General features: G+C 73.0%; 19 protein-coding genes, 2 tRNA genes and 1 pseudogene. 8 read left to right on the forward strand and 14 right to left on the reverse strand.

Annotation, left to right across the window (positions count from 1 at the left end; all coding sequences use genetic code 11):
• Positions 1-169: 169 nt before the first annotated feature.
• Positions 170-243: transfer RNA gene (locus IDM29_RS05595), tRNA-Ile, on the reverse strand.
• A 126-nt stretch (positions 244-369) separates the two neighbouring features.
• On the opposite strand from IDM29_RS05595, the gene IDM29_RS05600 reads away from it, so the two are divergent.
• A complete protein-coding gene (locus IDM29_RS05600; RefSeq protein WP_188037280.1) occupies positions 370-873 on the forward strand; it encodes a hypothetical protein in 504 nt (167 codons plus the stop codon).
• A 58-nt stretch (positions 874-931) separates the two neighbouring features.
• Here IDM29_RS05600 and IDM29_RS05605 read toward each other — a convergent pair.
• The 6 genes from IDM29_RS05605 to IDM29_RS05630 all read right to left on the reverse strand — a co-directional run bounded on the left by IDM29_RS05605 (position 932) and on the right by IDM29_RS05630 (position 7,211).
• A tRNA-Asn gene (locus IDM29_RS05605) sits at positions 932-1,004 on the reverse strand.
• Positions 1,005-1,056: 52 nt separating this feature from the next.
• Positions 1,057-1,956, reverse strand: a complete 900-nt coding sequence (locus tag IDM29_RS05610) for a carbohydrate ABC transporter permease (RefSeq protein ID WP_188037281.1) — start codon at positions 1,954-1,956, stop codon at positions 1,057-1,059.
• The gene (locus IDM29_RS05615) at positions 1,956-2,882 is read right to left on the reverse strand and encodes a carbohydrate ABC transporter permease (RefSeq protein ID WP_182111441.1); all 927 of its coding nucleotides are present in this window, start codon (positions 2,880-2,882) and stop codon (positions 1,956-1,958) included. The genes IDM29_RS05610 and IDM29_RS05615 overlap by 1 nt, the downstream gene beginning before the upstream one ends.
• Before the next feature lie 42 nt (positions 2,883-2,924).
• Entirely contained in the window at positions 2,925-4,208 is a 1,284-nt protein-coding gene (locus IDM29_RS05620; protein ID WP_309232678.1) for an extracellular solute-binding protein, read from the reverse strand.
• Positions 4,209-4,338: 130 nt separating this feature from the next.
• Entirely contained in the window at positions 4,339-5,124 is a 786-nt protein-coding gene (locus tag IDM29_RS05625) for an MBL fold metallo-hydrolase (RefSeq protein WP_188037283.1), read from the reverse strand.
• Positions 5,125-5,126: 2 nt separating this feature from the next.
• Positions 5,127-7,211 carry an alkaline phosphatase family protein gene (locus tag IDM29_RS05630; RefSeq protein WP_182111444.1) on the reverse strand — a complete coding sequence of 695 codons (2,085 nt, stop codon included), beginning with the start codon at positions 7,209-7,211 and terminating at the stop codon, positions 5,127-5,129.
• A gap of 204 nt (positions 7,212-7,415) precedes the next feature.
• Here IDM29_RS05630 and IDM29_RS05635 point away from each other — a divergent pair, with 204 nt between their 5' ends.
• The 6 genes from IDM29_RS05635 to IDM29_RS05660 all read left to right on the forward strand — a co-directional run bounded on the left by IDM29_RS05635 (position 7,416) and on the right by IDM29_RS05660 (position 13,433).
• Positions 7,416-8,450 (forward strand): LacI family DNA-binding transcriptional regulator, encoded by a 1,035-nt coding sequence (locus tag IDM29_RS05635; protein WP_223148016.1) that lies wholly within the window; start codon positions 7,416-7,418, stop codon positions 8,448-8,450.
• Positions 8,451-8,555: 105 nt separating this feature from the next.
• Complete coding sequence (locus IDM29_RS05640) at positions 8,556-9,851, forward strand: extracellular solute-binding protein (RefSeq protein WP_188037284.1); 1,296 nt, start codon at positions 8,556-8,558, stop codon at positions 9,849-9,851.
• A 111-nt stretch (positions 9,852-9,962) separates the two neighbouring features.
• The gene (locus IDM29_RS05645; RefSeq protein WP_255499946.1) at positions 9,963-10,931 is read left to right on the forward strand and encodes a carbohydrate ABC transporter permease; all 969 of its coding nucleotides are present in this window, start codon (positions 9,963-9,965) and stop codon (positions 10,929-10,931) included.
• 1 nt (position 10,932) lies between these two features.
• Positions 10,933-11,817: a carbohydrate ABC transporter permease gene (locus IDM29_RS05650; RefSeq protein ID WP_182111446.1), complete on the forward strand. Its 885-nt coding sequence runs from the start codon at positions 10,933-10,935 to the stop codon at positions 11,815-11,817.
• 3 nt (positions 11,818-11,820) lie between these two features.
• The gene (locus IDM29_RS05655; protein WP_188037285.1) at positions 11,821-12,756 is read left to right on the forward strand and encodes a glycoside hydrolase family 68 protein; all 936 of its coding nucleotides are present in this window, start codon (positions 11,821-11,823) and stop codon (positions 12,754-12,756) included.
• A 107-nt stretch (positions 12,757-12,863) separates the two neighbouring features.
• The gene (locus IDM29_RS05660; protein ID WP_182111448.1) at positions 12,864-13,433 is read left to right on the forward strand and encodes a DUF308 domain-containing protein; all 570 of its coding nucleotides are present in this window, start codon (positions 12,864-12,866) and stop codon (positions 13,431-13,433) included.
• 28 nt (positions 13,434-13,461) lie between these two features.
• Here IDM29_RS05660 and IDM29_RS05665 read toward each other — a convergent pair whose 3' ends face one another.
• The gene (locus IDM29_RS05665; RefSeq protein WP_255491550.1) at positions 13,462-14,583 is read right to left on the reverse strand and encodes a HoxN/HupN/NixA family nickel/cobalt transporter; all 1,122 of its coding nucleotides are present in this window, start codon (positions 14,581-14,583) and stop codon (positions 13,462-13,464) included.
• A gap of 171 nt (positions 14,584-14,754) precedes the next feature.
• On the opposite strand from IDM29_RS05665, the gene IDM29_RS05670 reads away from it, so the two are divergent.
• Entirely contained in the window at positions 14,755-15,255 is a 501-nt protein-coding gene (locus tag IDM29_RS05670; protein WP_188037286.1) for a Fur family transcriptional regulator, read from the forward strand.
• An 82-nt stretch (positions 15,256-15,337) separates the two neighbouring features.
• Here IDM29_RS05670 and fucO read toward each other — a convergent pair whose 3' ends face one another.
• The 6 genes and pseudogenes from fucO to IDM29_RS05700 all read right to left on the reverse strand — a co-directional run.
• Complete coding sequence (gene fucO, locus IDM29_RS05675) at positions 15,338-16,489, reverse strand: lactaldehyde reductase (protein WP_188037287.1); 1,152 nt, start codon at positions 16,487-16,489, stop codon at positions 15,338-15,340.
• Positions 16,490-16,574: 85 nt separating this feature from the next.
• Positions 16,575-17,525 carry a DUF808 domain-containing protein gene (locus tag IDM29_RS05680; RefSeq protein WP_188037288.1) on the reverse strand — a complete coding sequence of 317 codons (951 nt, stop codon included), beginning with the start codon at positions 17,523-17,525 and terminating at the stop codon, positions 16,575-16,577.
• Positions 17,526-17,639: 114 nt separating this feature from the next.
• Positions 17,640-18,107 (reverse strand): DUF664 domain-containing protein, encoded by a 468-nt coding sequence (locus tag IDM29_RS05685; protein WP_188037289.1) that lies wholly within the window; start codon positions 18,105-18,107, stop codon positions 17,640-17,642.
• A 149-nt stretch (positions 18,108-18,256) separates the two neighbouring features.
• The gene (locus tag IDM29_RS05690; RefSeq protein WP_220457945.1) at positions 18,257-19,630 is read right to left on the reverse strand and encodes a polysaccharide lyase family 1 protein; all 1,374 of its coding nucleotides are present in this window, start codon (positions 19,628-19,630) and stop codon (positions 18,257-18,259) included.
• Positions 19,631-19,716: 86 nt separating this feature from the next.
• On the reverse strand, positions 19,717-20,013 hold the full coding sequence (locus tag IDM29_RS05695) for a hypothetical protein (RefSeq protein WP_188037290.1): 297 nt from the start codon (positions 20,011-20,013) through the stop codon (positions 19,717-19,719).
• 122 nt (positions 20,014-20,135) lie between these two features.
• Positions 20,136-20,714: pseudogene (locus IDM29_RS05700) on the reverse strand (DNA primase); the annotation flags it as partial.

Raw genomic sequence — 20,714 nt, forward strand, 5'->3', positions numbered from 1 at the left:
CGTTCGCCTCGGCCGCGGTCGCCGCCCGGTCGTCGTGGCTTGGTGCCGCGGCGGTCGTGCTCGCGGTCGGGCACGTCGCCATGACGGCGCGCACGAGGCGGGCGGTGGGTGTCCGACGCGCGGCGCCGGACCCCCGAGCCCAGCGCCCGCGCGCACGACCGGGCGCGGGTGGGCCAGGTGGGGCTTGAACCCACGACCGACGGATTATGAGTCCGCTGCTCTGACCGGCTGAGCTACTGGCCCGCGCGCGTCACGGTACCGGAGCCGGACGCACCCCCGCCCGGAGCGGTCGAGCGCGACCGCCGGGAGCGGGGGCCGCCGACATGGGCCGCGATCCGGGCGGTGACGACGCGCGGCTACGGTGGTCCCATGGCCCTCCGACGACGCGCGCCCCGGCTGCCCGACGAGGCCCGCCGCAGCCTGGACCTGCGCCGCGGCGAGAAGATCCTGGCGACGGCCCCGCTGAGCGACGGCTGGGCGGTCGTGACGACGCAGCACCTGCAGGTGCTCGCCGGGCCCGGCCTGCGCCGGGCGTGGTGCGACGTCGACGGCGCGCGCCTCGACGCCGACGCGGCGGAGCTCACCGTCACCTGGGTCGACGGCTCGCCCGCGACCGTCCTTCACCTCGAGGCCGAGCACGCGCGCCCGCTCGTGCGCGCGGTGCACGAGCGCGTGCAGTCCTCGGTCGTCCACACCGCGCGCGTGACCGTGCCGGGCGGCGCCGTCGTGCGGGTCGCGCTGCGACGCGACGCCGACGGCGGGCTCCTCACGCAGGTGCTCGGGAACGGCCGCGTGAACCTCTCGGACCCGGCCACCGCCGCCGTCGTCGACGCGGCCGAGGCGAAGGTCCGCGAGGCGGCCGGCCTGTCCTGAGCCCGACGCGGCCGGACATGCGAAAGGCCCCGTCGGGGACGGGGCCTACGCTGCGCTGCTCCCGCGACTGGACTCGAACCAGTAACCGTCCGATTAACAGTCGGATGCTCTGCCAATTGAGCTACGCGGGATCGTGCGGGTCGCAATGCTACCCGATCCGTGGCGGTGCCCCGGACCGCGCGGCTACTTGATCGCGCCCTGCGTGACGCCCGCCATGACCCAGCGCTGGGTGAAGAGGTAGACGACGATCGCCGGCGCCATGGCCATGAGGTAGGACGCGAAGGCGACGTTGTAGTTGCTGCTGAACTGGGTCTGGAAGACGCTCTGGAGCACGGGCAGCGTCTGCATCGTCGAGTCGGCCGTGATGAGCGACGGCATCATGAAGTCGTTCCACGAGGCGAGGAACGCGAAGATCGCCACGGTCGCGCTCATCGGCGCCATCATCGGGAACACGATCCGCCGGAAGACCTGCCACGTGCTGGCGCCGTCGAGGCGTGCGCTCTCCTCGAGCTCCTCCGGCAGGCCGCGGATGAAGGCGGTGAACAGCAGCACGCTGAACGACAGCTGGAACATCACGTGCAGGATCGCGACCCCGAGCGGGTTGTCGAGCCCCACCATGCCGGTCAGCTTCACCTGGGACAGCGCGAGCACCGGGAACGGCAGGAACATGGCCGCGAGCAGGTAGAAGAACGACCACCGGAAGAAGCGCCGGTCCCAGTTGCGGGCGATGGCGTAGGCGGCGAGCGCCGCGAGCACCACGGTCCCGACCACCGTGACGGCGGTCACGAACACCGAGATCGCGAAGCCGCGCGGGAAGTTCGTCAGCCGCCACGCCTCCACGAACCCGTCGAGGGACACGGGCGACGGCAGCGCGAAGACCTGGCCGTCGACCGACTGCTCGGCCGTCTTGAACGCCATGACGACCGTGGCGTACAGCGGCAGGAACACCGCCGTCGAGCACAGCACGAGGAGCACCGTGGTCTGCCACCTCGGCCGGTCCTGGCCGCCGGAGGCCCGGAACCGGCGGCGGCGTCGGACGGGCACCTGGCCCGGCCCGGTGGTCAGCAGGCTCTGCTGGGTCATCAGAACGCACTCCTTCCGCGCGTCAGACGCAGCTGGACGGCGGCGAGGACGATCGCGATGAGGAAGAAGATGGTCGCGTTCGCCATCTGGTAGGCGTAGTCCCCGCCCGTGAAGCCCGAGAAGATCGTCATCGCGACGCTGCGGGTGGCGGTGCCGGGACCGCCGTTGGTCAGGCCGACGATGGTGTCGTAGGCGTTGAGGAAGTTCTTGAAGCCGATGACGAGGTTGATCATCACGTAGCCGGCGACGAGCGGCAGGGTGATGGACCGCAGCCGGCGGATGGCCGACGCCCCGTCCATCGCGGCCGCCTCGTACACCTCCCCCGGGATCGACAGGATCCCCGCGATGTAGATGAGCAGCGCCGACGGGATCGCCTGCCAGGCCGTGACCACCACGATCGCGATCCAGGCCAGGTCGGGGTCGGCGAGCAGGCTCTCCTCGAGCGGGCCCAGTCCCATCGCCTGCCCGAGCTGCGGCAGGGAGTTGGAGAACAGGAAGTTGAACACGTACGCGATGACGATCGCCGAGATCACCATGGGGAGCACGAAGACGGCGCGCAGCGTGACCTTCGCCCGGATCCTCGACGTCAGGCCGATGGCCAGGAGGAAGGCGAGGACGTTGACGAGCAGCACCGTGACCAGGGCGAACCCGGCCGTGAACCCGTAGGACGCGGCGATGGCCGGGTCCGAGAACAGGGCGACGTAGTTCGTGAACCCCGTGAAGCTGAACTCCCCGAAGCCCACGGAGTCGGTGAAGCTCAGCGTGATGCCCATGATCGCCGGCAGCGCGATCGACAGGGTGAACAGCACGAGCGAGGGCACGAGCATGAGGTAGAAGGTCGTCCCCACCCGCCGGCGCCCGAGGCCGCGCCCCGGCGTCGGCGCGCGGTCGACCGCCCGTGGTCGGGTGGCTGCGGTGGTCGCCATGAGGCCTCCGGTCGTCGGTGAGGCGGAGCGGGACGGACGTGCTCAGGTGCGGAAGGCGAGGCGCGCCCAGTCGGCGTCGAGGGTCGTGAGCACCTCGCTCGGGTCGGCGCCGGACGCGAGCGACTGGGCGTAGTTCTGCAACGGGATGGACTGCGGCACGAGCTGCGACGCACCCAGGTAGAAGGCCGCCCGGTCGTAGTACTCCTTGAGCTCGACGAGCGTCTCGTCGGTCACCTCGGCCGCGTCCTGCGTCACGCCGAAGCCCAGCGCCTGGGCGTTGTAGGCGTCGATGACCTCGGGCTGCATGAGGAACGCGAGGAACTCGCGAGCCGCCTCCTTCTTCGGCGAGGCCTCCGGGATCCACAGGGCGAGGTCGATGTTGACCCGGACCTTGCGGTCCGCCGGGTCGTCCGTCATCGGCAGGGGGAAGGACCCGACGTTCTTGTCCGGGTTGGTCTTGGCGATCTCGCTCAGGGCCCACGGCCCCTGGAGGTACATCGCGGCCTCACCGTTGGCGAAGGCGACGTTGCCGTCGCCGTAGCTCCGGCTGGCCGCGTCGGTGTTCGAGTGCTCGACCAGCACCGCCATGTGCTCGACCGGCTCGAGGAACTGCTGCTGGAAGGCGACGTCGGACGCCGGCCCGACGTCGTCGCCCTGCTCCTTGAGCCGGGCGAAGAAGTCGGTGGTGTCCAGCATGCCGCCGACGGCGTAGTCGAAGTGCCCCTGGGCGATCGTCCACGGGTCCTTGAACGTGCTGTAGATCGGGGTCACCCCCGCGGCCGTGAGCGCGTCGCACAGCGCGGTGAACTCGGCCCAGGTGGTCGGCGGCACGAGGCCGTTCGCCTCGAAGAGGTCCCGGTCGTACAGCACCGCCGCGGCCATGAGCGAGTACGGGATCACGCTGGTGCGGTCCGGGTACGTCGCCGTGACGTCGATCAAGGGCTGGAGGTCCTCGCGGATGCGGCCCGCCTCCGGCATGTCGCCCAGGTCGCTCAGGGCGCCGCGCTCGACGTAGCGCGAGACCTCGAAGTTGTAGTTGAGGCACCCGATGTCGGGCGGGCTCTCGCGGACGAACGAGCCGGCGAGGTTCGACGTCGCGTCGTGGCGCACGCGGACGCGGGACTGCGACTGGTGGAACTGCTCGATGAGCTCGTCGAAGTAGCCGATGACCTCCGGCTTGGACTGGTAGAAGACGATCTCCGTGACGCCGCGCGACGACGCCGGCGCGCACGAGGCCAGGGCCGCGGTGGCGCCGGCGAGACCGAGGCCGTGCAGGAAGGTCCGGCGGCTGAGCTCCCTCGAGCCGAGGCGCTGCGGTGAGGACACGTCGTCGTCTCCCTCGTCGGCAGCCCTGCGACGGTGCGGGGCGGCTGGCGGGCGCCGTCGTCCCGGCGGCCCTTGATCGACGGTACGCCGACCGGCCGGAACCGCATCCGCAGCCGTCGTCCGGACCGGCTCAGGCGAGCTCGACCGCCTCGCCCGGGGTGAGCAGCACGCCGCGGACCGCATCGGCCCCGCCGTCGTCGGCGTCCGCCAGGGCGCGCAGGAACCACTCCCCCGGCATCCGCAGGCGCGTGCGCATCGGGCGCGCCATGCCGGACATGCGCAGCGTCCCCCAGTGCACCGGGATGGCGACCCGGGCGCCGACCGTACGGGCTGCCGCGGCGGCCCGCACGGGGTCCAGGTGTCCCGGGCCGAGGCGCGGGCCCCACCCCCAGACCGGCACCACCGCCACGTCGACGACGCCACGGACCGCCATCGCGGGGATGCGCGCCATCCCGGCGAAGGTTCCGGTGTCGCCGGCCAGCCAGACGGTCAGGTCGGGGCTCTCGACAAGGTGCCCGACGGCGGCCGCGGTCGGCCCGAAGGGCTCGCGCCGCCCGCCGTGGTCCGCCGGCACGGCCGTGACGACCAGGCCGCCGACCTGGTGCCGCTGCCCGACCGCCAGCTCGGTCACGTGCTCGACCCCGCGCCCGGTGAGCCACCGCCCGGCGCCGACCGGGGCGAGCACGACGGCGGCACGCATGGCGCGCAGGGTGGGGACGTCGCAGTGGTCGTGGTGCAGGTGCGACAGGACGACGGCGTCGGGCGCCGTGCGCGACCACTCCTCGGGCCCCGCGGTGCCCGGCCCCCGCACGACGCGCAGCACCCCGGCCCGCCGCCGCAGGAGCGGGTCGGCGACCACCCGGGCGCCCGCCAGGTCCAGGACGACCGTCGAGTGCCCCAGCCACGTCAGGCGCATCCCTACCCCACCTCGTTCCCCGTCGTGCGGAGCCCGGCCGCCTCGAGCCAGCGCACGAGCTGGCGGTGGACGGCCTCGGCGCCGTGCAGCTCGCCGTCGTCGCGCGGCTCGAGCAGGTCCTGCGCCAGCGGCCACCGCGCGGGGTGCAGCAGGACGGCGTGGTTCTGGTCCCCGCCGAGGCCGCCGTGCGAGCCGACCAGCTCCTCGAAGGCGTGGACCTCGGCGGTCAGCGGGTCCACCGTCGAGTGCACGAGCACGTCGGGGGCCTCGTCCATCGACGCCACCCGCAGCAGGTCGCGCCGGGCGTGCGGGCCGAGGCCCGCCAGCGGGTCGGTGCCCGTCACGGTGCCGTCCCGCAGGACGTGGACGCCCGCCGCCGACAGCGCGAGCGGCCCACGTGGGCTGCGCACGACGAGGAGACCGACGCCGGGCTGGTCGAGGAGCCCCGGCACGAGCGCGGGGAAGCGCGCGCGGATCTCGTCGAGGTCCCATCGGCGCGCCGCGGGGAACCAGACCAGGCCCAGGCAGCCGGACGCGGCGACGACGAGGTCGAGCGGCCCCTCGTGCCCGCCGTCCGCGTCGTGCCCCGGCCGGTCCGTCGCGCCCCCGCCGGAGCGGCGGGCGTGCCGGTCGGCCAGTGACCGGGTGACCGCCGAGGCCGAGAGCACGTCGGCCAGCAGGGTGTTCAGCTGCCCCCAGCCCTCCACGTCACCCGTCGCGGCGACCGCGTCGGACTCGGCGACCGCCGTGAGCGAGCGCACCACGTCCTCCAGCGAGCGTCCGGCGAGCTGGCGGAACGTGGCGCCCTGCGACTGGCCGTGGTCGGACAGCACGACGAACCGGTAGTCGCGCGCCGCCGCCGGCAGGATCTCCTCCAGCGTCCCGAGCACCCGGTCGATGCCGGCGAGCGAGTCCAGCGACTCGCGTCGGGCCGGACCCGCGTGGTGCGCGATCTCGTCGTAGTCGACGAAGTTCACGTACACGACCGGCGCGCCCCGGACCATCTCCTCGGCGACGAGCGCGACGGTCAGGTGACGGACCATCGCGTTCGTCAGCCCGCGCAGCAGGACGTAGTCCCAGCCGCGGCGCGTGCGAGGGACGATGCCGCGGACCCGCTGCTGCCGCGCCTGGTAGAGCTCCTTGACCATCTCCCCGACCGTCGTCAGGGTCGCCCGGGCGAAGACGAACGGGCTCGCGAAGAAGCGCAGGTACGCCCCACCCGGGCCGAGGCCGCGCGGCCGCCCCGCCCGGCTCATCACCAGCAGGCTCGTGGGCGCGTCCCCCGTGAACAGGTTGCCGATGCTCACGCCGCCGTCGGCCAGCAGGCCCCGCCCGTCGGACAGGCGCTCCTCGATGAGCGCCGCGTCCGCCGGCCGGTTCGCGACGAGCAGCCGCCCCGCCCGCCGGTCGAACCAGCGGAAGGCCGGGATGCCCCGGTTGGTGCCGTGGAGCAGCCCGGCCTGGCTCGCGGGGGTCGTCGACGGCACGGCCGCCCACCACCGGCGCAGCACGTGGTCGCCGGAGCGGACCCACCGCGCCAGGGTGGGCAGGTCCCCGGACAGCACGCCCTGACGCAGCAGCGGGTAGGCCAGCCCGTCGACCTGCACGACGACGACCCCGGCCGGCCGCGCGGCCCCGGACGGCCGCGGAGCCCGGGAGCGCCGGCGGGCGCGCGCCACGAGGTCGGCGACGACGTACTCGTTGTCGCTGGCCGCCGTGAGCCAGCGCCCCACCGCCCCGAGCAGCGCGACGGTGACCAGCGTCCCGACGGCCGTGCCCACGCTGATGGCATCGCCCGTGACCAGCCGCAGGGCGAGCAGGACGGACGCCACCTGGACGGCGAGCCCCAGGAGCAGCGCGACGCTCGCTCCCCCGAGGCGCGCCAGCGGCCGCAGCACGGGACGGACGAGGGCGTCGACGAGCGCGACGACGCCGGCGGCGAGCAGCGCCCGCGCCAGCCCCAGGTCCAGGTCGTCCCACAGCGCGGCGGCGATCAGCAGGGCCACGGCCGTCGAGGCGAGCGACGCGACGGCCGAGGACAGGTCGCTCCCGCGGAGACCACGACGGCGTCGCCCGGGCTCGAGCATGGTGCCACCTCCTGGTCCGAGTCCGTCGGGGCACCGTGGCGGTCAGCCCCAGCCTGCCAGGGCACGCATGGTCCGCATCCCGAGCCCGGGACGGCCGTCCGGACCCGCGGGCGCCGCCCACGGCTGTCCGAGGGTTGACACGGCGGTGTGACACGGATCACACTCGAATGGTTGCTTAATCGGTTTAGCACGAGAAGGGTGACGATGGTGCGACGCGTCGGCATCAAGGACGTCGCACTCCACGCAGGGGTGTCCGCGGCCACCGTCTCGCTCGTCCTGAACGGCCGGGCGACGACCCGCATCCCCGCGACCACGCAGGACCGCGTGCGCGACGCCGCGCAGCACCTGGGGTACGCGCCGAACACCCTCGCCCGAGGGCTGCGCACGCGACGCACCCACACGATCGGCTTCCTCTCCGACCGCATCGCCACCACCCCGTACGCGGTGCGCATGATCGAGGCGGCCCAGGACGCGGCCCGCGAGAACGGGCACCTGCTGTTCCTCGTCAGCACGGGCGGCGACGCCACCGCCGAGCAGGAGGCCGTGGAGACGCTGCGGGCCCACCAGGTCGACGGCTTCGTCTACGCCTGCATGTGGCACCGGGCCGTCACCGCCCCGCCCTGGATCCCCCGCGGGACCGTCTTCCTCGATGCCCGACCGGTCGACGGCGGCTTTGCCGCGGTCGTCCCGGACGACCGCGGGGGCGCGGCCGCTGCGGTCCAGGAGCTCGTCGATGCGGGGCACGTCCGGATCGCCTACCTCGACATCGACGAGGACCCGCTCCCCCTCGCGTCCGAGCTCCGGCTCGAGGGATACCTCGACGTGCTCACCCGGGCGGGGATCACGCCGGACCCCGCGCTGCACGTCCGGGGCACGTCGGACGCGGCCGGTGGTCGGGAGGCGGCGGACCGCCTGCTCGCCCTGCCCCCGGCCCGGCGCCCGACCGCGCTCTTCTGCTTCAACGACCGGCTGGCCATGGGCGCGTACGCCGCGGCACGCCACCACGGCCTGGCCGTACCCGCAGACCTGTCGGTCGTCGGCTACGACGACCAGCAGCTCATCGCCGCGGAGCTGGACCCGCCCCTGACCACCGTCGCCCTTCCTCACCACGAGATGGGCCGGTGGGCGGTGGAGGTGCTGCTCGGCGTGCGAGAGAGACCCGCGGACGGGGACGGCGTCGTCCTGATGCCGTGCCCGCTCATCCGTCGGGAATCGGTAGGCCCGCCGCCGGCCCGGTGACCGGGCCGACGGCGGGCGTGACACCACCCGAACGGGCGCCGGCCGGCGTCCGTCGAGCGGGGGATCTCGACCTTGCCCGTCGAGGTCCCCATGAAGGGAATCACGATGAGTCGCAAGTCCTTCACGGGGATGCTAGCCATCACCGCCGCCTCGGCCACCGCGCTGGCCGCATGCGGACAGGCAGGCCAGTCCGACGGCGGCGGTGACGGCGACGGCGGCACCACCGAGCTGACCATGTGGACCCACTCGGCCGGGAACCCGGCCGAGCTGGCCATCTACGAGCAGATCATCGGCGACTACAACGAGTCGCAGGACCGGTACGAGGTCGTCGTCGAGTCGTTCCCCCAGGGTGCGTACAACGACGCGGTCGTCGCGGGAGCCGCGGCCGGGGACCTGCCGTGCCTGCTCGACATGGACGGGCCGATCGTGCCCAACTGGGCGTGGGCCGGCTACATCCAGCCGCTCGACCTGGACCCCGCGATCACGGACGCGCTGCTGCCGACGGCGGTGGGTGAGTACCAGGACGAGGTCTACTCGGCGGGCTACTGGGACGCGGCGCTGTCCGTCTTCGCGCGCGGGTCGGTGCTGGAGGAGAACGGGATCCGCGTCCCGACCGTCGAGGAGCCGTGGACGCGGGAGGAGTTCGACGCCGCGCTCACCACGCTCCAGGGCGCGGGCTACGCCACCCCCCTCGACATCAGCGCGGAGGACGCCGGCGAGTGGTGGTCCTACGCCTACTCGCCGATGCTCCAGAGCGCCGGCGGAGACCTCATCGACCGCGAGTCGATGCTCACCGCCGAGGGTGCGCTCAACGGGCCCGAAGCCGTCGAGTTCTTCGAGTGGTTCCAGGGCCTCTTCGAGCGCGGCCTCGCGAGCAACGCCGGGACGATCGGCAACGAGGAGTTCAACAACGACGAGGTCGCCCTGAGCTACACGGGCGTGTGGAACGCGCTGGACTCGCTCGAGACGGTGGGTGAGGACCTGCTCATCCTCCCGCCGCCGGACCTCGGCGAGGGGCCGAAGATCGGCGGAGCGTCCTGGCAGTGGGGCATCTCGGCCGAGTGCGAGGCGAGCGAGGGGGCACGCGAGTACCTCGAGTTCAGCTTCGACCCGCAGTACATCGCCGCCTTCGCGGACGGCCAGGTGGTCATCCCCGCGACGGCCGAGGCCGAGGAGCTCTCCGAGATGTTCGGCGAGGGGGACCCGCTGCAGCCCTTCGTCGAGCTGTCCCAGCAGCTCGCGCTCGAGCGGCCGCCCACACCGGCGTACCCGATCATCTCGAGCGTCTTCGAGCGGGCCGGCAAGGACATCATGAACGGCGCCGACGTCCAGGAGACGCTCGACCAGGCCGTCCAGGAGATCGACACCAACATCGAGTCCAACGACGGCTACGGCTTCTGAGCCGACCGTCCTGAACGGCGGTCGGGGCGGCGCGCCCCGGCCGGGCCGTGGCGACCGTGGCCGCGACCCGACGACGCGCCGCCCCGCCGAGCCGCCGGATCGGATGTCACCATGACTCTCCCCGCTCAGCAGATCACCCCGCACGCGCTGCCGGACGAGGCGGTCACCCAGGCGCTCACCGGCCGCAACCGCGGTCGCGCGCGCGCCGCCCGTCAGGGTCACCGCTCGGCCTACTGGATGGTCGCCCCGGCGACCCTCCTGCTCCTCCTCTTCCTGGTCGTGCCCGTGCTGCTCGCCTTCGGGCTCAGCTTCACGAACGCCCGGCTGATCTCGCCCAACCCGCCACGCTTCGTCGGCGGCGACAACTTCGTCCGGGCGTTCACGCAGGACCCGACGTTCCTCCGCTCGCTGGTCAACACCTTCATCTTCGCCGTCGTGGTGGTGCCCGTGCAGTCGGCGCTGGCGCTGGGGATGGCCGTCCTGGTCAACCGCAAGCTCCGTGGCGTGACGCTGTTCCGGATCATCTACTTCATCCCCGTGGTCACGTCGATCGTCGTGATCTCCGTGCTCTGGGAGTTCATGTACCAGCGCGACGGCCTCATCAACGCGCTGCTCTCGCGCGTGAGCGGCGGCGCCCTGGAGGGCGCCGACTGGCTCAACGACACCCGCACCGCACTCGGCGCGATCATCGTGCTCTCCATCTGGCAGGCCGTCGGCTTTCACATGATCATCTGGCTCTCCGGGCTGCAGACGATCCCCGAGGAGCTCTACGAGGCCGCCCGCATGGACGGCGCCAACGGGTGGCAGCAGTTCCGCAGCGTCACGTGGCCCGGCCTGCGCTCGACCATGGTCTTCATCCTCGTGACGATCACGATCCAGGCGCTCGGCCTGTTCGCCCAGATCGACGTCATGACCCAGGGCGGTCCCCTCGACACGACGACGACGCTCGTCTACCACGCGGTGCAGCAGGGCTACCGGCGCCAGGAGACCGGCTACGGCGCGGCGATCTCGTTGATCTTCTTCGTGATCGTGCTCGTCATCGCACTCGTCCAGCGCTGGCTCACCCGGGAGAAGGACTGACATGACCACGCACCGCACGTCGGCCTCACGCCGGCTCCTCAGCTACCTCCCGATGGTCCTGCTGGCCGTCTTCTTCCTCTTCCCGCTCGTGTTCATGCTGGTCTCCAGCCTCAAGCCGGACGCGCAGATCCTCTCCGACATCGACTCGCCGCAGGCCTTCCTGCCGACCGGGGACATCAGCCTGGCGAACTACGCGGGCGTCTTCGAGCGCGTCCCGGTGGCCCGGTTCCTCGCGAACTCGGTCCTCGTGACGGTCCTGATCGTCGGCCTGGGCCTCGTCGTCAACAGCATGGCGGGGTTCGCGCTGTCCCGGCTCGAGTGGAGCGGCCGCAAGCTCGTCCTGATCCTGATCATCGCGACGCTGATCGTGCCCTTCGAGACGATCGCCATCCCGCTCGTCTACTGGGTCTCGAAGCTGCCGACCATCGTGTTCGAGAACGGCCTGCCGATGTACGACTTCGGCTGGCTGAACTCCTACCACGTGCAGATCGTGCCGTTCATCGCCAACGCGTTCTCGATCTTCCTGTTCACGCAGTACTTCTCCACGATCCCGCCGTCCCTCGACGAGGCGGCGCGCATCGACGGCGCCGGCTGGTTCACCATCTACCGGCGGATCATCGTCCCGCTCTCCGGTCCCGCCTTCGCGACCGTCGCGATCCTCACCTTCCTGCCGGCGTGGAACCAGTACCTGTGGCCGCTCATGGTCGTCCAGCAGGAGGAGCTGCGGCCGGTCATGGTGGGGGTGCAGTACTTCTTCCAGATCAACCCGGCCTGGGGCGAGGTGATGGCCTACACCTCGCTCATCACCCTGCCGGTGCTCGTGATGTTCCTCGCCTTCCAGCGGGCGTTCGTCAGCAGCATCGCCTCCAGCGGTGTGAAGGGCTGAGCCGTGGCGCTCCGGCTCCCCGACCACTGGGTGTGGGACAGCTGGCAGGCGCACGACGGGGCGCACCACCACCTGTTCTTCCTGCGTGCCAGCCGGGCCCTGCACGACCCGGACCGACGCCACCTGCGTGCGTCGATCGGCCACGCCCGGTCCACGGACCTGCGCACGTGGGAGCTGGTGCCGGACGCGCTCGTCGCGGCCGACTCCCCCGCGTGGGACGACCAGGCCACGTGGACCGGATCGGTGGTCCGGGCGCCGGACGGCTCCTGGCGCCTGTTCTACACGGGCGTGAGCCGGGCCGACGGCGGGGTGGTCCAGCGCATCGGCGCGGCCCGGTCGCAGGACCTGGTGACCTGGCACCGCGTGCCAGGTCCGCTCACCGAGGCCGACGGACGCTGGTACGAGAAGTACGACGGCGAGGCCTGGTTCGACGAGGCGTGGCGGGACCCCTGGGTCCTGGCGGACCCGGACGGCGACGGCTGGCACATGCTCGTCACGGCCCGGGCGCGCGCCGGGCCACCGGCGGGCCGCAGCGTCATCGGGCACGCGACGAGCCCGGACCTGGACACGTGGACCGTGCGCCCGCCGCTGTCGGAACCCGCGGGGTTCGGCCAGCTCGAGGTCCCCCAGGTGGTCGAGGTGGACGGCATGGCGTTCCTGCTCTTCTGCTGCTGGCCCGCGCACATGGCCCCCGAGCGCCGGGCCACCTGGCCGGGCGGCGGGATGTGGTGCGCCCCGGGCAGGAGCCTGCTCGGGCCGTGGGACCTGGACCGTGCGCGGACGTTCGACCACCCCAGCCTCTACGCGGCGCGCCTGGTGCGCGACGGACCGGGCTGGGCGCTGATCGGGTTCCGGGACCTCGAGGACGGGCGGTTCGTGGGCGAGATCACCGACCCGCTCCCGGTGGTGCGCGACGGGGACACGCTCCGGCTCGCCTGACGGCACCGGCGCGCCCCTGCGCCTCCGCGCTCGGACCGGTCGCCCGATGCCGTGCCGCGTCGTAGCGTGGCGGTCACGAGCGACCGGCCGAGCGGGAGGCGACGCGCATGAGCACACCCACCGGGGACCGCCGACGACTGGGCTGGGACCTCGTCCTGGGTGTCCTCCTGGTCGCGGTCGGTCTCGTGGTCCTCCTGCACACCCTGATCGCCGCGCAGGTCTCCGTGCGCCTGCTGGCGTGGGCCACGCTCCTCTCGGGCGCGCTCGCGATCGCGGCCGCCCTCGTGCGCATCGGCCGCGGCGGCTTCTGGTCCACGTCCTTGAGCGGCGCGCTGCTCCTGGTCCTCGGGCTCGTGTTCTTCCGGCAGGCGGACGCCAGCGCGTTCACCCTCACCCTGGTCGCGGGCGCGATGTTCCTCGCGATCGGGATCACCCGGCTGATCGCCGCCGTCGAGAACGACGCCTTCCGCTGGGTCCTGGCGCTCGGCGGGCTCCTGTCCACCGTGCTCGGCCTGATCGTGGTCCTCGACCTCGTCGACGCGACCTTCGGCCTGCTCGGCGTGCTGGTCGGGGTGCAGACGCTCGTCGACGGCTTCTGCCTGCTGCTGCTGGGACGGCCCCGCGACCGCCGGCCCCGCGGCGAGCGTCAGGCGGCCGCGGCGTCGCCGCGCGACTGAGCACGACGTCGCGCGGTCACTCGGGCGGTCACTCGGCGGGCCGCCCGGACCGCAGCCCGGCGGTCCAGCGCTCCTCGATGCGGCCGAAGTGCCAGACCGCGAGCGCCACCACCCACGCGACGACGAACAGGCCGACGACGACGTAGCCGACCATGCCGAGGTCGAGCCCACCGACCCACGCGACGGGGCCGCTCGTGATCGCGAGCTTCTCCGCGAAGATCGAGACCACCTCGATCCCCCCGATCAGCAGGGCGACCGCGACGGACAGGCCCGTGATCGCGATGTTGTAGTAGACCTTGCGGACCGGCTTGGAGAACGCCCAGCCGTAGGCGAAGTTCATGAAGCACCCGTCGATGGAGTCGAGCAGGCTCATCCCCGCCGCGAAGAGCACCGGCAGCGTGATGATCGCGTACCAGGGCAGCTCGAACGCCGCCGCACCCCCGGCCAGCACGAGCAGCGAGACCTCGGTCGCGGTGTCGAAGCCCAGGCCGAAGAGCAGCCCGACCGGGTACATGTGCCACGGCTTGGTCACGGCCTTCGTCACGCGCGGCAGCAGGCGGTTGATGACACCGCGGTTGTCGAGCTGACGCTCGAGGGCGGCCTCGTCGTAGACCCCGCGGCGCATCGCGCGGAACACCTGCAGGATCTGCCGCAGCACGACGAGGTTGATGATGCCGATCGCCAGGAGGAACACGGCCGACACCGTGATGCCGATGAGGCCGGTGGTCTGCTGCAGGGCGGAGGAGTCGTCCTCGACCTGCCCGGCGAGCGCCCTGACACCCAGGGCGAGCAGGACGCAGAGCCCGAAGACGATGCTCGAGTGCCCGAGGGAGAACCAGAACCCGACGGAGACCGGCCGCCTGCCCTCCGCCATGAGCTTGCGCGTGGTGTTGTCGATCGCCGCGATGTGGTCGGCGTCGAACGCGTGCCGCATCCCCAGGGTGTAGGCCGTCAGGCCGAGGCCGACGCCGAAGACCGTGGTCGAGTCGACCCGGTACTGCGCCGGCGCGACGACGAGCAGGAGCAGCCCCCAGCCGATGACGTGGAGCGCGGCCACGACACCGGTCATCGCCCCGATCGAGGCCCACTCCCCCCGCGTGAGGCGCGGGACGCGGCGCTTGGCCTGGGCGGGACGGGACGACGTCGTCATGGCAACCCCCTGGAGTGGTGTGCACCCGCGGGGGCCGGGTACCTGCTATGCCACGGTAACGCGACTCTGTCGCGGCTGCACCCCTGCCGGCGCTGACCCGTCCGCACTAGGCTGGCGGTGCCGTGGCCACGGGGCCCGGCACCTCGCGCCGGCCGGACGATGAGGTGAGGCATGACGAGCGACGAGGCGACGTCGGGCCACACGCCGGACGATGCGGCGACCACCGTCGCCCGGGTGCGCGCGATGCTCCGCGCCCGCGGCGAGCGCATGACGCGGCCGCGCCGCGCCGTCCTGACGGTGCTGTCGCGAGCCGACGGCCACCTCGGGGCCGAGGAGATCCTCGGCGCCGTCGCGCAGGAGGACCCCACCGTCCACCGCGCGACCGTCTACCGCACCCTCGAGGCGCTCGCCGCGCTCGGCGTCGTCCAGCACGTCCACGTGCGGCGCACGGGGACGGCCTACCACCTGGCCCGCGAGGCCCACCTGCACGCGGAGTGCCAGCGCTGCGGCGTCGTGCAGGACCTGCCCGCCGCTCTGCTGGACGACGTCGCCCGCGTCGTCGACCGAGAGCACGGGTTCGCCCTCGCCGCGACCCATGTGGCGCTGTCCGGCGTCTGCCGCCAGTGCCGCACCGACCCGACGGGCCCGGCGGGTCTCGCCGGTCACCGGTAGGTGGCACCAGGCCGAGCGAGACGACATCGAGCGAGACGACATCGAGACGCTGCAGGGGGTGGTAGGAGCGCCGGGCGGGGGATCAGAGGATCGAGCGGTACAGCTCCTCGATCTCGGCCACGCTCGCCGGACGCGGGTTGCCGCCGGCGCACACGTCGTCGGACGCGGCCTGCGCGAGCGCGGGCAGGTCGGCCTCGGTCGCGCCGACGTCCCGGACGGACCTGGGGTTGCCCAGGTCCGTGGTGAGCGTGGCGACCGCCTCGACCGCCGCCGCGCGCGCGGCGTCGAGCGGCATCGTCGCCGCGTCCTCGACGCCGAACGCCGCCGCGATGTCGCGGTACTTCTCCCCCGTGTGCTCGGCGTTGAACGCCATCACGGGCGCGAGCAGGATCCCGTTGGCCACGCCGTGCGGCGCCTCGTAGAACGCGCCCAGCGGGTGCGCCATCGCGTGCACGAGTCCCAGCCCCACGTTCGAGTAGCCCATGCCCGCGACGTACTGGGCGAGCGCCATGCGCTCGGCGGCCGCGTCGTCGCCGTCGGCGGCCGCGCGCAACGAGGCGGCGATGACCTGGATGGCCTTGAGGTGGAACAGGTCGGACAGCTCCCACGCGCCCAGGGTCGTGTAGCCCTCGATGGCGTGGGTCAGGGCGTCCAGCCCGGTCGCGACCTTCAGCGCGCGCGGCGCGCCGGCCATCATGTCGGAGTCCACGACGGCGAGGACCGGGATCGCGTGCGGGTCGAAGCAGACGAACTTTCGGCGCCGCTCGGGGTCCGTGATGACGTAGTTGATCGTCGTCTCGGACGCGGTGCCGGCCGTCGTCGGCACCGCGACGATCGGCACGGACGGGTTCGCGGTCGCGGCGCCACCCTCGAGGGACCGCACGTCGGCGAACTCGGGGTTGGCCACGACGATGCCGATTGCCTTGCACGTGTCCTGCGGCGAACCGCCGCCCACGGCGACCAGCACGTCGGCGTGGGACGCCCGGAACGCCGCCACGCCCGCCTGGACGTTGGCGATGGGCGGGTTGGGCAGGACGTCGGAGAAGACCTCGTAGGAAAAGTCCGCGGCGTCGAGCAGGTCGGTCACCCGCGCGGTGACCCCCGCGTCGACCAGCGCCCGGTCGCTCACCACCAGGGCCTTGCTGAAGCCCCGGCCCACGAGCTCCCCCGGTATCACCGAGATCGACCCCGCGCCGAAGTGCGCCGTCTGGTTCCAGATCATCCGATGCGCCATCGCACTCGCCCCCTGCCGTCCAGGGTAGGTCGCCGGCAGTCGCACCGCGCGGCGGTGCCGTGCGGGCGTCACGGCCCGCGGGGCGTCAGTGCGCGGTCGCGGCGCCCTTGCGCCGCGGGATGACGTGCATGACCGCGACGACGACCGCCCCCACGACGACGCCGATGAGCGCGGACGCGAGCGTGTTGACGAGCCAGGCCAGGAACCCGCCGATACCGCCGACGTCGTGCACGGCCTCCTCGGCGTGGTGCACGAGGTCGTACAGCGCGTGCCAGCCGAGCTCGTCGACGCCGACGAGCAGGATGTGCCCGCCGACCCAGAGCATCGCCGCGATCCCCACCGTGGAGAGCAGGGCCAGCACCTTGGGCATGCCCTTGACCAGGAGCCGGCCCGCCGTCGCGACGGCGCCCTGGCGGGTCTGCGCGAGCCGCAGGCCGATGTCGTCCATCTTGACGATCAGCGCGACGACGCCGTAGACGAGCGCCGTGATCGCGAGCGCGACGACGACGAGGATCACGGCGCGCGAGACGAACGGCTCGTCCGCCACCTCGTTGAGCGCGATGACCATGATCTCCGCCGACAGGATGAAGTCCGTCTTGATGGCGCCGTTGGTCATCGTCTTCTCGACGTCCTGCCCCTGCAGGGGCGCCGGCACGGCGGCCTTCTTCTCCTTGCCGTGCCCGGTGAGGACCTCGTAGAGCTTCTCCGCCCCCTCGAACGCCAGGTAGGTGCCGCCGAGCATGAGTATGGGAGTGAGGAGCCAGGGCAGGAACTGGCTCAGCAGCAGGATCGCCGGGAGGATGAAGAGCAGCTTGTTGCGCAGCGAGCCGACGGCGATCCGCTTGATCATCGGCAGCTCGCGGTTCGGCGTGAAGCCGGTGACGTAGCGGGGGGTCACCGCCGTGTCGTCGATGACCACGCCGATGGCCTTCGAGCTCGCGCGTCCCGCCGCGGCGGCGACGTCGTCCACCGAGGCGGCGGCGATCTTCGCCAGCGCGGCGATGTCGTCGAGCAGTGCGGCCAGACCACCAGGCATGAGCTCTCCCTCGTTCTCACCGCACGACCGTCGGTCGCGTCTGCGGCGCGCCACCGCAGGTGGCACCCCGGAACGTTAGGCCCTCCCAGGCACCCGCGCGCGCCCGTCTCGCGGTCAGGGCCGGGCGTGTCGCGCCAGCAGCACGTCGCGCGTGAGCTCGAGCTGGCCGTGGTGCTGGACCAGCTCCTCGACCGCGTGGAGGATCGCGCCGCCGCGCGTCGTGGGCCAGTCGCGGCGCGGCCTACCCGTCGGCAGGGCGAACGGCGCGGTGCCGTCCACGCCGCGCACATCCTCGGCGAGGCGCTCACGGGCGGCCTCCAGCCGCGCCACGAGCTCGTCGACGCGGCCCGCTGCGCGGAACTCGGCGTCCCGGTCGCGCGCGACGTCGCGTCCGGCGACCAGGCGCCCGACCCAGTGGTCGAGCACGCCGAGGCAGTGCGTGGCGATGGCGAACGGCGTGTTCGCTCCGGGCAGGTCCGGCGCGCGGTTGGCGAGGTCGTCCCCGAGGCTCTCGAGGATCTGCGCGATGCCCGCGAGCGCCCGGTCGGCGGTGGTGATCAGGTCGTCGTCGTCGAGGTGCATGGCCCCACCCTGGCACCCCGTCCAACGCCCCCACGTCACCACGCCGCCGGCCCCCGCGGAGCGTCGTGCGGCGACACCCCGGCGTGTCGCGGCACGACGCTCCACTCGGGGGTCGGCGTCCCGGGTCAAGCGGCGCGGTCAGTCGCGGGTCAGCGCAGGACGCCCGCGCCCGCCTCGCGCCGTACGTGCGCCGGGACCGCCGGCGTGGGCTGGACCCGGTCGTGGAGCTCGGGGACCCAGCCGGCGTCCGTGCCGAGCGGCGCCTCCGGGTGGGCGGCGTTGTACCGGGCGAGCGCGTCGACCCACCGGGTGCCGATGCGGGTCCCGACCTCCGTCATGGCGGTGCCGCCGTAGGCGCCGACGACGGTGGCGACGTCGGTCCCGGGCGCGAGGTCGAGGTAGTTGTTCTCGACGTAGAGCTGCGACTCCCGCCCCACGCCCCAGAAGTACGTGAAGCCCTCCGCCTTCGTCTGCGTGTACAGGTTGTTGTAGACGTGCACCTGGCCGTACCGCACGCGCGGCGCCCGCTGGCCGACGTCGACGAAGTGGTTGTGGTGCAGCGTCACGCGCAGCGTGCCCCTGTCCTGGGTCCGGCTGTCCGAGGACCCGATGAGCATCGTCTTGTCGTGCTCGCCGAAGACGTTGTAGGAGACCGTCACCAGGTCCGAGCTGTGCGTGATGTCGAGCAGCCCGTCGTGCACCTCGTACGGCCGACCGTGCACCGTCTCCAGCGCCGACGGCGGGACCGCACCCGAGTCGAGCGTGGTGTGGTCGATCCAGACGTGCGTCGAGGTCCAGACCGAGATGTTGTCGTAGCGCGAGTTCCAGTTGCCGGCCGCGGTGTCGCCCGGGTCCCACTCGGGGAAGCAGTCGGTCGAGTCCGAGACGGTCAGGTTCCGGACGATCACGTCGTCGGCGTCGCGGATCCGCAGGTTGGCACCGACGACCCGGGCGTCGTCACCGACACCGACCACGGTGGTCCGGGAGCCGATGTGCTGCTGCGTCTGCGCCGCCTGCACCGCGGCGGCGGCGTCCTGGCGGGCCTGGAGCGCCTCCACCTCGGCGGGCGGCAGCCTCCACTCCCAGGCCTGCGCGTCGAAGGCTGCCACGTACTCGTCCTGGTCGAAGCCGCTCGCCTGCTCGAACGTCTCGCACGTCGCGAGCGTCCCGTCCGGCTGCTCGTACGCGTTCAGCTCGCCGTGGACGTAGACGATCCGGGGCGTCTGGTTGGTCCGGGCGTCGGCGCCCCCGAGAGCGTCGCGGAACTCCTGCCACGTGTCGACGTGGAAGACGTGCTCGTCGCTCGCGGCGGAACCCCCGCTCGTGCCGCCGTCGGCGGCCGCCCAGCCGTCCTGCGCGCCGAGCACCTCGCGGCCGAGGTCGGTCCGGCCCGTGCCGTGACCGTGCCCGCCGCCGTGCGGATGGCCGTTCCCGTGCGGATGGCCGTTGCTCGCCGCCGCCGGCGTGCCCGCCAGCAGCATCGCGACCGTCGCGCCGACGACGACGCCCGTCCGTGCCCTCATCGTGCCTCCCGTGGCGCCCCGTCGACACTGACGGAAAGCGCTCTCCGCACGCTAGGTGAGGCGCGCGACGACGTCAAGGGTGCGCGTCACGCCCAGCCGGAGCCGCTCTCGAGCGGCTCGCACTCGGTCTCGCACCTGCCCGGGCTGCAGGGCCTGCCCTTGGCCGCCGTGCAGATCTCCTCGCTCGGGAACCACATGGTCGCCAGCCAGTGGTCGTCCGACTCGTCGTAGCGGCAGTGGACGTCGGGTTCCGGGTACGCCGACCGGCACGCCTCCTCGGTCGGGAAGGTGGGGTGCCCCTGCGGGCTGCACGCGGTCACGAGGACGAGCACGAGGGCTGCCGTGGCCGGGGCCGCGCGCCGGACCCTCGGACGTCGTCGCACGGCGCCTCCCTGCCCTGCGCGGCCGGTGCGGCCGCCGTCAGCGTCATGCTCGTCCCCCGGGGACGTGCGCGCGAGCGCCGGACGGGTACGGTCCGCCGCGCGCGAGCGTCGCTCCCTCTCGGTCAGTCCCGATGCCGCAGGGCTCGCCGGCGGCCCTCGAGCGCGACGAGGTCGGCGAACGCCGCGCCGTACGCGTCAGCCTCGGCGACCGGGTCCATCCGCTGCAGGCGGCCGCGGGCGTCGGCGATCTGGCGCGTCAGGCCCAGGTCGACGAGCGCGTCGACGACGCCGCGCACGTAGTCGTCCAGGACCTCGGGGCGGTCCTCGGGCAGCGGCGTGACCGCGAGCTCGGTGACGAGGCCCGCGACGGCTCCCGCGCCCTCCTCGCGGACGCGCTCGACCCAGGCCGACGGGTCCCCGAGCTGCACGGCCGCGGCCAGGCCGCCCGCGGCCCGGATCGCCTCGTGCACCGCACGGAAGGCGGGCACGCTGAACGCCTCCGGGGTGAGCGCGTCGAACGACGCCGCGTCCACGGCCGCCGGGTGCTGGAGCACGGCCTCGAGGGCGTTGCGCTCCACACGGGCCACCGGGTCGGTGCGGTCCGGCGCGATGGGGCGACGCGGCGCCTCGGCCCCGCGCGGCGCCGGCCGCTCCCCCGGGCCAGGCATGGTCGGGTCCGGCCGACCGGGTCGCTGGTCGGC

This window comes from Actinotalea sp. JY-7885 (assembly GCF_014525465.1).
GTDB lineage: Bacteria > Actinomycetota > Actinomycetes > Actinomycetales > Cellulomonadaceae > Actinotalea.

Bases quoted from the DNA above. Each gene is read 5' to 3' on its own strand.
- IDM29_RS05650 (WP_182111446.1), top strand. From the start codon at position 10,933: ATGACCACGCACCGCACGTCGGCCTCACGCCGGCTCCTCAGCTACCTC.
- IDM29_RS05615 (WP_182111441.1), bottom strand. From the start codon at position 2,882: ATGGCGACCACCGCAGCCACCCGACCACGGGCGGTCGACCGCGCGCCG.
- IDM29_RS05665 (WP_255491550.1), bottom strand. From the start codon at position 14,583: ATGACGACGTCGTCCCGTCCCGCCCAGGCCAAGCGCCGCGTCCCGCGC.
- IDM29_RS05600 (WP_188037280.1), top strand. From the start codon at position 370: ATGGCCCTCCGACGACGCGCGCCCCGGCTGCCCGACGAGGCCCGCCGC.
- IDM29_RS05660 (WP_182111448.1), top strand. From the start codon at position 12,864: ATGAGCACACCCACCGGGGACCGCCGACGACTGGGCTGGGACCTCGTC.
- IDM29_RS05630 (WP_182111444.1), bottom strand. From the start codon at position 7,211: ATGCTCGAGCCCGGGCGACGCCGTCGTGGTCTCCGCGGGAGCGACCTG.
- IDM29_RS05670 (WP_188037286.1), top strand. From the start codon at position 14,755: ATGACGAGCGACGAGGCGACGTCGGGCCACACGCCGGACGATGCGGCG.
- IDM29_RS05610 (WP_188037281.1), bottom strand. From the start codon at position 1,956: ATGACCCAGCAGAGCCTGCTGACCACCGGGCCGGGCCAGGTGCCCGTC.
- IDM29_RS05645 (WP_255499946.1), top strand. From the start codon at position 9,963: ATGACTCTCCCCGCTCAGCAGATCACCCCGCACGCGCTGCCGGACGAG.
- IDM29_RS05640 (WP_188037284.1), top strand. From the start codon at position 8,556: ATGAGTCGCAAGTCCTTCACGGGGATGCTAGCCATCACCGCCGCCTCG.
- fucO (WP_188037287.1), bottom strand. From the start codon at position 16,489: ATGGCGCATCGGATGATCTGGAACCAGACGGCGCACTTCGGCGCGGGG.
- IDM29_RS05690 (WP_220457945.1), bottom strand. From the start codon at position 19,630: ATGAGGGCACGGACGGGCGTCGTCGTCGGCGCGACGGTCGCGATGCTG.
- IDM29_RS05685 (WP_188037289.1), bottom strand. From the start codon at position 18,107: ATGCACCTCGACGACGACGACCTGATCACCACCGCCGACCGGGCGCTC.
- IDM29_RS05625 (WP_188037283.1), bottom strand. From the start codon at position 5,124: ATGCGCCTGACGTGGCTGGGGCACTCGACGGTCGTCCTGGACCTGGCG.
- IDM29_RS05635 (WP_223148016.1), top strand. From the start codon at position 7,416: ATGGTGCGACGCGTCGGCATCAAGGACGTCGCACTCCACGCAGGGGTG.
- IDM29_RS05680 (WP_188037288.1), bottom strand. From the start codon at position 17,525: ATGCCTGGTGGTCTGGCCGCACTGCTCGACGACATCGCCGCGCTGGCG.